We start from the raw sequence: 13,116 nt of genomic DNA on the forward strand, positions 1-13,116 counted from the left end.
TTTTACATTTAGCATTCATCATTTGAAATTCTTTTATTAATCAGTTTCGCTTCATGGCAACCCGGTACAGAATAACCGCCAGACCCAAAAAGAGCAACGCACCCAACAGTTGATAGCCTTCAACCCCCAGGGCGCTCTCCAGCACGGGTTCCAGGGTTAGTCGGGACAGAAAATTGTAGACCGACTCATTCACCGACAGCAGGGCGACGACCACCCCCGCCAGGGCACCACCGGCGACCAAACCGGTTGAAAACAAACTGCCGCGGCCCAGGTCGGCGTCTTCTTCGACAATACCTTTCCGCTTGAAATTCCAGTCGACCAGCGCCTTGACGCAGCCCCCGGCGAAAATCGGCAGCGTCGTCGCGAGCGGCAGATACAAACCGACGGCAAACGCCAGCGCGCTGATGCCGCAAATTTCCACGACAAACGACATGAACGCGCCCACGAGCACAAACTGCCAGTCGAGGTTAAACGACAGCAGCCCTTTGATGAGCGTGGCCATGAGCGTTCCCTGCGGAGCCGGAAAGCGGTCGCTGCCGATGGCGTGGGTAATGCCCTGTGCCACGAGATCCGGCGTGGGTATATCCAGGATCTTGATCGTTGCACCAATGGCCAGTGAGGAGACGATAACGCCGACAAACAGTGCCATTTGCTGGTATTTTGGCGTTGCACCCACTAAATAACCGGTTTTCAGATCCTGAGAAGTAGCTCCGGCGGTGGCGGCCGCGATGCAAATCATACCGCCCACCACCAGCACGGCGGGTTCGTAGATTCGGCCCGTCAACCCGGCGCCGATGAATACCAAAGCCGTGCCCATGATGGTGGCAATGGTCATTCCCGAAACCGGCGATGAACTGGAGCCGATCAGGCCCACGATCCGGCTGGCCACGGTAACGAAGAAAAAGCCGAATACCACGACCAAAATGGCAATCAGCAGTTTGGTCAGGACCGAGTCACCGGGAATTTGCGGTAAGATCACCATCAAAGCCGCCAGAATCAGACTTCCGATGACAACGATTCGAATGGATAAATCCTGCTCCGTCCGCCGAACCTGCGTTCCTTCGGCCGCGACGTCTACTTTTTTGAAGCTATCGCGAAACGACGAAACGATGGTCGGGATGGTTTTCAGCAGGGTCATAAAACCGCCCGCCGTGACGGCCCCCGCACCAATTTGCCGGATGTAGGCCCGGTAGATGGCGGCAGCCGTGTCGCTAAAACCGTGTGTTTCGGGATTCCAGCCGCCGGGGCCACCGGCGGTTTGCAGGTTGGTGAGATACCCCAGTTTGATCAATTGCAAGGCAATGGTATCACCCGGCACCAGCGTTGCCAGCAGTGGAATCAACGCGAGCCACGCCAGAATACCGCCCCCCACCAACACCGCCGAAATGCGAAACCCGATGATGTAGCCGACGCCCAGATACTCCGGGGTGATTTCGCCGGACACCTGGGCCGACGGAAAATAGCGGTTTACCTGGTTCGTTGCCCAAACCGGTGCCTCGGCAATGACGTGCAGCACTTTCTGGAGAACGGCGTAGAGTAAGGCCACGCCCAGGCCCCGATAGGCCATTTTGGCAAAATCACCACCCCGTTCGCCCGCAATCAGCACCGAGCCACAGGCGGTGCCTTCGGGATAGGGTAGTTTGCCGTGTTCCTCCACGATGAGCGCCCGGCGCAGCGGAATCATCATGAGCGTGCCGAGTAGCCCGCCCAGAATGGCCAGGGTCAGAATGGTCCAGTAATTGAAGAAATCGTCGCCGACGCCGTCGGTCAGGAACAGAAAACCGGGCAGGGTAAACACCACGCCGGACGCGATGGACTCCCCCGCCGAGCCGGTGGTCTGGATGATGTTGTTTTCGAGAATGGTGGTTTTCAGAAACCGCCGGCCGAGCGAAATTGCCAGCACCGCAATGGGAATGGAAGCCGACACCGACAAGCCAGCTTTCAGGGACAGGTAGACGGTGGCGGCTCCGAACAAGACGCCGAACAGCGCCCCGGTGACCACGGCTTTGAACGTGAATTCGGCCGTAGTGGTATTGTCGGCAACATACGGTTTAAACGCGGGCGGTTTGGTTTCCATAAGAAGGGTCAGGATTTGCGCGTAAGATCAAACGATTTTGGAATAATACAAAGCCCCCGCCCCCCGGAGGTGGCGGAATCCGTGCATTTACGCGGATAAATTTTTAGTTGGCGGCCCAAAAGACGGAGCATCCGGTTGTTGCACGGGATTCACCGAAATCCCTTGACTTTTCCATTCTTTCTTTAAACATTTGCAGCCTATCAGCGGGAGTAGCTCAGTTGGTAGAGCGGCAGCTTCCCAAGCTGCAGGCCGTGGGTTCGAACCCCATTTCCCGCTCCTTTCCTATTCGTTGTAAATGAAGCACTTAGCTGAAAGGCAGGGTGCTTTTTTTGTTTCAATTATTAATCGGTTGAAACGTTGGTTGAAACAAGTCACCTGGTGTTCATAACAGTAATAATTAAGGTAATGATATACTTGACTGACCCAGTTAATATATGATACAATACTCATTTAAATGGGGGTGATGATCAGAAGTAAACGATCTGTTATAATTACAGATATAATAGAGGAAAAACTCATTTTGTAAGTCAGATTATGTAAGCTAACGGCTTTATTTTTTGACACACTTAAAGTTGCCGAAAAAACTTGCAAGCCCCCTTACCGATATCTAGTTTTGGCTTTTAAACAAACTAAAAAATATGAAAACTAAAATTATTGATGTAGGCATACCAAGAAAAGAGCGCGCCTATTTGGTTACACAAACGGAAAGCAAAGAAATATTGGTATCTATTGGCAAAGATGGCGGTGGATTTGAAGAAGCAACTACGCTTGGTTTTTTTGGGGATATTGATAATCGCGAGGTTATGGAGAGGGTTCAAGATATATTATTAGACTTTTAGAGGCTGTATTAGAAGAGTATCTGTTCATCTTAATAAGCAAAAAGCCCCTAAGGTGAGGGGCTTTTTGCTTATTTAATCCGATAAGCCTAATCTATCAAACTCAACTTCTTTGGGTTGCAAGTGTGCAGGAATATCAATTCTTGCATCTCTACAAAAAGCGATTGCGGCTTCCCAAGGAACCCAGTCATATTCCTTAAGAAAGGCAGTTCTACCGGTTTGGGCGTTGTGATAATATGCACCAAATCCGGTATCGAAATTGCGTACCCAAGAACAACCCTCTGCTTGAATGTGATCTAAAAAACTATGGTAGTTCATTTATTTAGGCTACTTGCAGTCGAAAACTTTTTTCAGTAGCTCCCCTCTCTGGGCTGGGCGGATGATACCGCCATCCCGATTATTGACACTCACATCCACTTGTTCGACACGGAGCGTTCCCAAGGGGTGCCCTGGCCGTCCAAAAAAGACAGCGTTCTTTACCAGCCAGCGTTGCCGGACCGCTATCGTAAAATTGCAGTGCCGCTCGGTATCGTGGGCGCGATTGTCGTGGAAGCCAGTCCCTGGCTGGAAGATAATCAGTGGGTACTTGACATTGCAACGAAGGACAAACTCATCGTCGGAACCGTTGGCAATCTCGAGCCGGGCAAACCGGATTTCCGCCAACAGCTCGAACGTTTCCAACACAATCCGCTGTTTCGTGGCATTCGTAACGGAAATCTTAGGGATCGTGATCCGTCCAGCCAGCTGTCAAATCCCAGGTTCGTATCGGATCTTCGTTTTCTGGCTCAGGCGGGATTGGTGTTAGATACGGCGAACCCGAAGCCTTCCCTTCTGGCCGCCATCGTGCGGGTCACGGATCAAGTGCCGGATTTGCGGGTCATCATCGATATGTTCCCCAACTAATAATCCCACAAGCGGCTGTGGCCCGAAAGGCTTATGAAGCCGACCTGCAGGAGTTGGGTAGACGGCCCCAGGTTTATGTGAAAATTTCTCAAGTCCTGCGCCGGGTGAACGGAACAATTCCACAGATACTAAGTTTCTACAGGGCGCGGCTGGATGAAATCTTCGGCATTTTCGGTGAAGATCGGTTGCTGTATGGCAGTGATTGGCCGAATAGTGATAAGTGGAGGCCTTTAAACGTCGGCTTGGGCTTGGTGAGTGAATACTTCAACACAAAGGGTCGAACCGTAGCCGAAAAATACTTCTGGAGAACTCAGTTGATGCCTATCACTGGCAAAAGCGTGAACCTTCACAACCTGAGTAGAGCCAGGGAACAGCCTTACGACCACTGTAGGGTTGTCCTATACTGGCTTACATAACTAGATTTTAAGTTATGTAAACGACTAACTTACAGAAGATTAATAGAATTTTTGAAGGAATATAACTTAATTTTATGTTAACTAAGTAAATACTAAACTGGTTGTAAAGGGCTTAAAACTAGAATTGAAAATGGCTTTTTTGCCTGTCACCAAAAAAGATCACAATCCATTTATCAACTTCAGGGAGGGTTCTCAACTTAGGGAGATTCACGTAGGGTTTACTAGTAAGTAGCTCGTTTTTATCCAAGGATTTATAAGCTTGATTCCAATGAGATAAGGTATCTTTGAGATGCCGTCGTACCGGTAGGCCTTCATCATATGCTGACTTTCTATGGCCTAATTGTGCCCCCTTCCTGGCAGCGGTCGTCCGAATTCGCAGAATGTCAGATTGTACATTCGGAAGCATGACATTGACATAGTAAAAAAACATAATGATTACTTACCACCGGAGTTCCTGTTTTTCACAGATCAAGCTTGTATAAACATTTGAGAAACTGCCCAACCCAGGTCACATAATTAAAGGCCGATTAAATCATATTTTGTATTATTTTTATTTAATTTTGCGTTAATTCGTATGGTTAGACCAAAATCGTAACGCATCGTATGCCTGCCCCTGACTCGTTTAAGAGCTACAATGAGACCGTCCTTTGGGAATCTCTGGCACAAGGAGATCAGCAGGCATTTGAAATTCTTTACCGACACTATTTTAAAATACTGGTTAACTACGGATCTCGATTGACGCCCGATCCGCTGTTACTGGAAGATGCCATCCAGGACCTGTTTACGTATCTCTGGCGCCGAAAAGTACAATTAGCTGCTGTTGCTGAACCCAAATTTTATCTACTGACCGCCCTCCGAAATCAATTGAAGCGAAATGCCCGAAACAGCATTTTTGATGAAGCTGAAGATATTGATGAATTTCTGGACTGCTTAGTTCACCTCTCGGACGAACAAACAACCGTTGAACAGGAAACGGTTTTTGACCGATCCCGACAAATACAGGGTGCGATAGCCCGATTAAGTCCACGTCAACAGGAAGCCGTGAATCTTCGCTTTTTTCACGGTATGAACCTTGATCAGTCGTCAGAACTGATGGGGGTTTCCAAACAGGTTGTCAGTAATCTCCTCTTTAAGGCCTATTCGATGTTACGGATCATTCTGAAGGGCGTGTTTTCTCTCTTGACCCTAATTCTTTCTCCTTTATACCCGTAAAACCGCATTAATTCATTATTCCGGTCCAGGTGTAAAAGGTGTCTGAAGAGTTTTTTTATAGAAAAGAAGGAAATATTTCAATTCGATTGATTAATTTCTAAAAAAACATGACTCTGTATAGTAAGAAGACCTAAGGGATTGACCATGCTGTACCACGAGTTTTTATTGCAGGATTTCTTGAACGATGACGCGTTTGTCAGGTGGGTCCTGTTTGATGAACAGGACCGCTACTGGCAGCAGGTGCTGGCGGATTATCCGGCCAAGCAGGAAGTCATTCAGCAAGCGATTCAGCTCATTCAACAACTTCAACAGGCGGAAGCCCTACGAACTTTGCCCGTCGATGAGGAGAAAACCTGGAAACGAATTCGTTCCACGACCATCGATGCAGATCCGTTAGTGGGATGGCCTAGAAAAAGACGGTGGACCGGCGTTGCGGTTTTATGCTCGTTAGCCCTATTCATCGTCGTCTGGACATGGGTGGAGCACTTTCCCTCAAAAACGGTTTACGCGAAGCTCGTCACCAAGGCCGCCGAAAAAAATGCGCTGATTGAGAAGGTAAATCGAAGCGATACTCCCCTAAAGATTACATTGGAAGACGGAAGTATCGTTTACTTGAAAAAAAATAGCCGGTTCAGTTACCCTACTCATTTTACGACCCAATCGCGGGAAACCTTTTTAAGTGGGGAAGCTTTTTTTCAAATTGCCCCCAATCCTAAAAAACCGTTTTATGTCTACGCCAATGAGTTGGTGACCCAGGTCCTGGGAACGAGTTTCGATATTACAGCTTTTGATGACGACCAGCAAGTACAAGTCAAAGTACGCACCGGACGCGTGTCAGTATATAATCAAAAACCAATTCGATTTGCAAGTGATGAACGTCAGAACCTCGTTTTGTTACCCAATCAGCAAGTAATTTTTAATCGCCACACCGAAAGTCTTTCGAAACAATTGGTAGCGGAGCCCATGCCCGTTCAGCCGTTAGCCGCCAGTGAAAAGCATTATTTTGAGGAAGTACCGGCAGCAACGGTTTTGAAGACATTGGAGAGACGCTACGGCGTTCATATTTTATACGATGAAGAACTGCTGTCGAACTGTATTATTACGACTACGCTCAGTAACCAGCCACTGAAAGACCAGTTGGAAGTCATCTGTCAAACGATTGGGGCAACCTTTAAAGAAATGGACGCTCAGTTAGTCGTCGAGGCTACGGGCTGCCCGTAATATTCCGAACATCCAATTATATCCTAAACCCTCAACTCTTATGCGTTAACACTCTCAAATCCCAATTACAAAAAAAGAGAAGATGCAGCAACATCTTCTCCTGAACTTAACCAGCCATTGTCCAGTGGCTGATGGGAATGTCTTGTCCTGATCAGAACAAAAACAGCCAAAAGTATGTCAAAATATTTTACCAAAAAAGAGGTTTTCACGCTCATGAAAATCACTTTAGCCCAATTGATTCTAGTGGGAGTGATTGCCGGCAATGCATTAGCCTATCCCGTTGTGGCCCAGGAGCTACTGAAGGAGCGGGTCAACGTAACCCTGAAAAACAGCAACCTCCGCTTGTTTTTACGTACCCTCGAACAGCAGGTCGACGTCGTTTTTTCGTACCAGAAGGGAGTTATCGAATTAGACGAGAAACTGAACCTGACGATTCAGGGGGAAACAGTCGATAATGTCCTGAAACAGGTATTGATTCCACGACGTATACATTATAGGGTTATTAATAATAACCAGATTATTTTAACCCGTGTAGACGAGTTGAAGAATGACCAGGGAAAGTCGAACGCAACTAATCCGATTGAATCTCCGGATCACGAAAAAGTGGATCGGGTCATAACCGGTCGGGTAACGGACGAGAAAGGCGAATCATTGCCCGGCGTAAGCATCCTGGTCAAAGGAAGCCAACAGGGAACGACAACCGATTCTGACGGTAAATTTCGCCAAGCGGTTGCGGATGGTAACGCCGTTTTGGTGTTTTCGTATGTCGGGTATGTCAGCCAGGAGATAACCGTCGGCAACCAAACTGCGCTTACCCTTACACTGAAAGAAGACGCGAAATCGCTGGATGAGGTAGTGGTGACCTCTTTTGGTATAGAACGAGAAAAGAAAGCCTTGTTTTATGCCACGCAAGAGGTAAAAGGGGCCCAACTCACGTCGGTTGGAAACCCCAACGTGTTAAATAGCCTTCAGGGTAAGGTAGCCGGTGTGTCGGTTCGTCTAAACAGTGGCATGCCTGGGAAAGCGCCCCAAATTACCATTAGGGGGAATCGCTCCATCACGGGCAATAACCAGCCGTTGTATGTCATCGATGGTCTTCCGGTAGCGGGCGGGGTGCGGGTCAATGACCTGAACCCCAACGATATTGAATCCATGAATATTTTGAAAGGACCGGCGGCTTCGGCGCTATATGGTTTAAGGGCATCGAACGGCGTGGTGGTGATCAAAACGAAAAGCGGTGGCAGGTCTGGCAAGCCATCCCTTAGTTTCGATAGTCATTTCAATGTTGACGAAGTGGCCCGCTTACCCAAAATGCAGGATATTTACGCCCAGGGTTTAAACGGAAAATTTGACTTGAACCAGATATGGACCTGGGGCAGCAGGATCAGCGAAATCGGAACCTATACCAACGAGTTCGGGGAACAGGAAGTAGCGCGTGCCTATGACAACGACCGGGAGTTTTACCAGAGAGGTCATACGCTTTCCAACAACCTGTCTCTATCCGATGGTGGCGAGTATGGTCATTTCATGATCGGAGCCGGGCAGACCAGCCAAACCGGGATTGTTCAGGGCTCGGGTCTTAGGCGGTACAACATCAAATTCAACGGGGAGATGACCAAAATTAAAAAGGTGACGGTGGGCCTTTCCCTGAATTATTCTGATTTGACGGTGGATGATTACCCTGAACTGGGGGGCAATGACAATTATTTCAGAGGACTCACCGACGTGCCACCCTCATATAACTTGAAAGGAAAACGATATGCGAGTCCCTCTAATCCGTATCAGCAAGTGTATTACCGGGGAGGGCAAAACAACCCCTACTGGGCGGTGGACCACAACTGGCGTCAAAACAAAACCAATCGAACTTTTGGTAACCTTCTTTTTCGCTATGACGTCCTGCCGGAATTGTCGGTCACCTATCGGGTTGGGGTGGATTACTTTAGCACCAAAGAGGTCGATTTTCAGGAGCTGGGAACGGCGACGCGGGGACGCACCATTCCGCCCACCGGCGGTAGCCTGAACATCAATAACGGCAGCCAGAACCAGATCAATTCCAACCTGTTTTTAACCTATGACAAAAATATCAGCGAGAAGCTGAATCTGAACGTCATCGTGGGGAACGAACTGTACGATATCAGCAGCAATAATGATCGGACGATCGGTTCGGATTTTGTAACGGGTGGTTGGGCAAATCTCAACAACGCCACCAATGTGGTCGGCAGCAACTCGATTTCAAAACAACGGGTGGTTGGGTTCTATGGAAACCTAAATCTGGGGTGGAATAAAATCCTTTTCCTGAATGCCTCCGGCCGAAACGACGTCGCATCCAATATGCCCACCGGCAATCGGTCATTTTTTTATCCTTCCGTCGGCGGAAGCTTTATCTTGTCTGACGCCTTCTCATTTCGGAAAAGAACGGTTTCCTTAATCAAATTACGCGCTTCCTATGCCGAAGTAGGGCAGGTAGGACCGGTCTTTGTAAACAATGCAGGATTTGTAAAGGGCAGCCCGGGCGGCTTTGTGTTTCCCTTTAATGGCCTGACGGGTCTCACCCAAAGTTCTACCCGGATTGACCCCAACCTCAAACCGGAAAATACGAAAACCGTCGAGCTGGGGGCTGATTTGAAGTTTTTCAATGATCGGATTTCGCTGGAGTACACTTATTTCAATTCTAAATCTGACGGACAAATCTACAGCGTTCCGGTGCCCCTTTCAACGGGTGCATCTTCAGAAATCCGGAATGCAGGATCGATGCTGTCCAAAGGCCACGAAGTGGTGCTGGGCCTGACTCCGGTCACGACCGCTGCGTTTACCTGGGATCTTGGGGTTAACTTTACTTCCTTTGATAACACCGTACAGAGTCTGGCGGAAGGAGTCAACCGGATCGTTTTATCCGACCCGATCGTAGCGGAGGCTGGTTATGCCTATCCCTCCATCTATGGCCGGTCGTACCTGAGAGACCCCGCCACCGGCCAGCACGTGATCAACAACGATCCCAGATCTTCGACGTATGGCTTTCCGTTGACCGACAATACCCTCAAGGTGATTGGTAGTACGGTTCCTGATTTTGAACTGAACATTAGTAACAGTTTACGGTATAAGAGCTTGTCATTGAGCGCTCAGCTCGACTGGAGAAAGGGTGGGGTTTTCTGGAACCATGGTTTTGCGGAGGCCAGTTGGCGGGGGCTTTCGGCTGGAACCCTGGATCGGGAACAGGATGTCGTGCTGCCAGGAGTTCAGGGACGTTGGAACGGTACCCAACTGGTGGTGGAAGGCCCCAACAACATTAAGATCAAGAAGGAATATCCGTACTACAGCCAGTTGTGGACCAACTATGAGTCCCAGTTGTCGGACGCTTCTTTTGTACGGTTACGCGAATTGACGCTGAATTACGCATTACCAGCGTCGAAATTAGGCTTGAAATGGGCGAAGTCCCTGTCTATCTACTTGTCGGCCCGCAATGTGTTCCTGATTTCCGACGCCTTCTCGGACCCTGAGGTGAATTACAGTGAGGGAGGTGCGAACATAACCGGAAACGGTCGAAGCGGCATTACCCCTCAGACCAGAAGTTTCGGTGGTGGCCTTAAGCTAACTCTTTAACAAAAACCCGGACGCCATGAAATCATATAGACTATTTATCGCAACCGCCATTCTACTGGTTATGATGGGTTCCTGTTCGGAAAGCATCATGAATGAAATCGATCGCAACCCCAACCAGGTGAATGATGCTCCGCTCAATACGCGTTTGCCGCAGGCTACAATGGGCTACGTCAAGGCCGTGGCAGGGAGCTCTTCCAATCGATTGACTTCGTATTATGTGGAGCATCATACCAACGTTCTGGGAATGGGCGGAATTTACAATACCATGACCTCCTACAACTCGGGGGGCTGGTCGGGAGCCTACGCAGCCTTGAACGACATGAAGCTGCTGAAGGAGAAGGCTATTGCTGCTGAGGCCTGGGGTTATGCAGGCATCGCCGACGTACTGACGGCCTACTCGTACGCCAATCTGGTGGATTTGTACGGTGATATTCCCATGAGCGAAGCCCTACAGGCCGGTGTCATACGCCAGCCGAAGTTTGACAACGCCCAGGACATCTATAAAAACCTGCAAAGCATTCTGGACGAAGCGGTTGGTAATCTGGATAAAGGGGCAACCGCACCGGTTAAGCCGGGCAGTGACGACCTGGTTTTCGCCGGCAACATGACCTCCTGGAAAAAAACCGCCTATGCCTTAAAAATCAGGTTGTTCAATCGACTGAGCAATGCCGATCCGGTTGCCTCGGCCAACAACGTTTTGAGTCTTCTGGAAAAATCATTTGTCAATGAAACGGAAGGTTTTGTTTTTAAGCAGTATGCCGAAAACCGTAACTTCGAAAACCCCTATTCAGGTGCCCAGCAATCCCAACCCGAATTTGCCATGGGCAACGGCATTTACAACGCCCTGGCGTGGTTCAGTTCGAGCTCGAATGTGGAAGATGATCCGCGAACCGCTATCTGGTTTTCAAGGATCAGCGGAGCCGTAAAACCCGCGCCAAACGGTCTGGCCGGTGGGGATTTTGGAGAGCCCCGGCTGGATGGACGGTTTTATTCAAAGCCCGCCGTTTTAAAGCTGCTGAATTCTCCGCAGCCGTTGGCCACTTATGCGGAACTGAAATACATCGAAGCGGAAGCCCAGTTGAGGTTGGGCAATCGAACGGCGGCTTATGCCGCCTATCAAGTAGCGGTACAGACCTCGTTGAAACAAGCTTCCCTCTTCAATCCGGCAACCGCTCTTTCAAACGACAAAATCAACGCTTATCTGGCTCTGCCCAAGGTGTCGCCGTCGGCTGCCCAGCTGACGCTCCGGCACATTCTGTTGCAAAAGTACATCTACCTGTTCTACGATCAACCCCTGGAGGCCTATAATGATGTTCGCCGGGAATTGTTCATGGTCATCACAGATCCAAGCGGCTTAGCCAACCGGGTGCCCTATCCGGATTCGGAGCTTACCAGAAACCCGCAAGTGCCTAAGAATGTCAACCTCACGACGCTTTTTGACCCATCGACCAAATTGTTCTGGGCAAAATGAAACGAAGTGACATAATACGGTTTTGGCAGCAGGTTTAGGGCACGCGGGTTCAGAAAACCGGTCGGTAAAACGGGCGTAACGAGAGTTGATCACAACCGGGCAGGTACCAGTTGTCAAACGGAGGAAACAGCGTAATGATGGAATTGAACAGGCGATCGTTTATCAAAAAAATGGGCTTGACGGCCGGTTTGTTGTCACAACCTTGGCTTTCAGCCAACGCGTCTTTTGTTCAGGGCGCGGATGATGGGACTCGTATTGGCCTGATAGGAGCCGGTGCAAGAGGGAAGTGGTTGGCCAAAATAGCTTCATCCCTGCCAGCCCTTGAAGTGGTCGCCTGTTGCGATCTTCTGGAAGCCAATAGCGAGACTTGTCAGAAAGAAATAGGGAAACGGGTCGCCGTTTATGGTGATTACCGGCGTATGCTAGAGGATAAACAGGTGCAAGCGGTTATCATCGCAACCCCGTTATTTCTCCATTTTGAAATGGCCAAAGCTGCCTTGCAGGCCGGGAAACACGTGTACTGTGAGAAAACCATGACACATAACGGCAATGAGTCGCTCGCCTTACGACAACTGGTAGCCAACTCACGGCTCGTCTTTCAGGTAGGTTATCAGCATCGGTTCAACCCAATCTATGCCGAAATCAAGTTTCTCCTTGAAAAAGAGTACTGTGGCCGAATCGAGCGGGTGGAATGTACCTGGAACCGGCGCGGTGACTGGCGAAGACCATTGCCAGATGGTCTGGCATTTCGGGGCAATGCTGATTACCCTGACCTGGAACATTTGGTCAATTGGCGCATGTATCAGAAATACTCGGGTGGACTGGTGGCGGAGCTCTGCTCGCACCAAATGGACATCCTCAACTGGCTGCTCGACGACAAGCCGGATCTTATTACCGGCATGGGAGGCATTGATTATTGGAAGGATGGACGCGATACTTTCGATAATGTCCATTTATTGGTGCACTACAGTAAAGGAGTAAAGGCCAGTTTTACTTCGCTGACGACGAATGCGTGGCAGGGTTATTCCATCAAGATTCTGGGCGATAGAGGGTCGGTGGAAGTGATGGGTGAGAATGGCCATCGGGCGAAGATCTATGCGGAGAATATCGAGACAGAAAAAGCGGTCGACGGGGTGTCGGGTGCTACCAAATTGGCCTGGGATAACCAGGAAGGCGTGCCAATCCGTGTAAAAAATCCGGCCAGAGACGATGTGCTTCCCACGGAGGGCGCACTGGCGCATTTTGCGTTGTGCATCCGTGAAGGACGAAAACCTTTTTCCAACGTGGAAACCGGGCACGTATCAGCGGTATCCGTCGACATGGCAAATGAAGCCATCCAAAAAAGATCAATCATAAAATGGTCTGATTCATATAACTAAA

At 49.3% G+C, this 13,116-nt stretch carries 10 protein-coding genes and 1 tRNA gene; 9 read left to right on the top strand and 2 right to left on the bottom strand.

Going from position 1 to position 13,116, the window contains the following annotated elements; genetic code table 11:
- Window positions 1-40 precede the first annotated feature (40 nt).
- Window positions 41-2,077 carry an OPT family oligopeptide transporter gene (locus tag DUE52_RS03015; RefSeq protein WP_114404465.1) on the bottom strand — a complete coding sequence of 679 codons (2,037 nt, stop codon included), beginning with the start codon at window positions 2,075-2,077 and terminating at the stop codon, window positions 41-43.
- A gap of 203 nt (window positions 2,078-2,280) precedes the next feature.
- Between DUE52_RS03015 and DUE52_RS03020 the strand changes: the two genes are divergently transcribed.
- Window positions 2,281-2,353 (top strand) — tRNA-Gly (locus DUE52_RS03020).
- 362 nt (window positions 2,354-2,715) lie between these two features.
- Window positions 2,716-2,916 carry a hypothetical protein gene (locus tag DUE52_RS03025; RefSeq protein ID WP_114404466.1) on the top strand — a complete coding sequence of 67 codons (201 nt, stop codon included), beginning with the start codon at window positions 2,716-2,718 and terminating at the stop codon, window positions 2,914-2,916.
- 72 nt (window positions 2,917-2,988) lie between these two features.
- On the opposite strand, the gene DUE52_RS03030 is transcribed toward DUE52_RS03025, so the two are convergent.
- Window positions 2,989-3,231, bottom strand: coding sequence for a hypothetical protein (locus DUE52_RS03030; RefSeq protein ID WP_114404467.1), 243 nt, complete (start codon window positions 3,229-3,231; stop codon window positions 2,989-2,991).
- A 99-nt stretch (window positions 3,232-3,330) separates the two neighbouring features.
- Between DUE52_RS03030 and DUE52_RS32730 the strand changes: the two genes are divergently transcribed.
- The 7 genes from DUE52_RS32730 to DUE52_RS03065 all read left to right on the top strand — a co-directional run bounded on the left by DUE52_RS32730 (window position 3,331) and on the right by DUE52_RS03065 (window position 13,115).
- Window positions 3,331-3,816, top strand: coding sequence for an amidohydrolase family protein (locus DUE52_RS32730; protein ID WP_229312046.1), 486 nt, complete (start codon window positions 3,331-3,333; stop codon window positions 3,814-3,816).
- 77 nt (window positions 3,817-3,893) lie between these two features.
- The gene (locus tag DUE52_RS32735; RefSeq protein WP_229312054.1) at window positions 3,894-4,232 is read left to right on the top strand and encodes an amidohydrolase family protein; all 339 of its coding nucleotides are present in this window, start codon (window positions 3,894-3,896) and stop codon (window positions 4,230-4,232) included.
- A 603-nt stretch (window positions 4,233-4,835) separates the two neighbouring features.
- Complete coding sequence (locus tag DUE52_RS03045) at window positions 4,836-5,444, top strand: RNA polymerase sigma factor (protein ID WP_114404469.1); 609 nt, start codon at window positions 4,836-4,838, stop codon at window positions 5,442-5,444.
- Between the two features lie 144 nt (window positions 5,445-5,588).
- Window positions 5,589-6,665 (top strand): FecR family protein, encoded by a 1,077-nt coding sequence (locus DUE52_RS03050; protein WP_133299746.1) that lies wholly within the window; start codon window positions 5,589-5,591, stop codon window positions 6,663-6,665.
- A gap of 174 nt (window positions 6,666-6,839) precedes the next feature.
- Window positions 6,840-10,265, top strand: a complete 3,426-nt coding sequence (locus tag DUE52_RS03055) for a SusC/RagA family TonB-linked outer membrane protein (RefSeq protein ID WP_114404471.1) — start codon at window positions 6,840-6,842, stop codon at window positions 10,263-10,265.
- 16 nt (window positions 10,266-10,281) lie between these two features.
- On the top strand, window positions 10,282-11,736 hold the full coding sequence (locus DUE52_RS03060) for a SusD/RagB family nutrient-binding outer membrane lipoprotein (RefSeq protein WP_114404472.1): 1,455 nt from the start codon (window positions 10,282-10,284) through the stop codon (window positions 11,734-11,736).
- Between the two features lie 134 nt (window positions 11,737-11,870).
- The gene (locus tag DUE52_RS03065) at window positions 11,871-13,115 is read left to right on the top strand and encodes a Gfo/Idh/MocA family protein (RefSeq protein ID WP_114404473.1); all 1,245 of its coding nucleotides are present in this window, start codon (window positions 11,871-11,873) and stop codon (window positions 13,113-13,115) included.
- Window position 13,116: the final 1 nt, after the last annotated feature.

Source organism: Larkinella punicea (assembly GCF_003334855.1).
In the GTDB taxonomy this organism is placed as follows: domain Bacteria; phylum Bacteroidota; class Bacteroidia; order Cytophagales; family Spirosomataceae; genus Larkinella; species Larkinella punicea.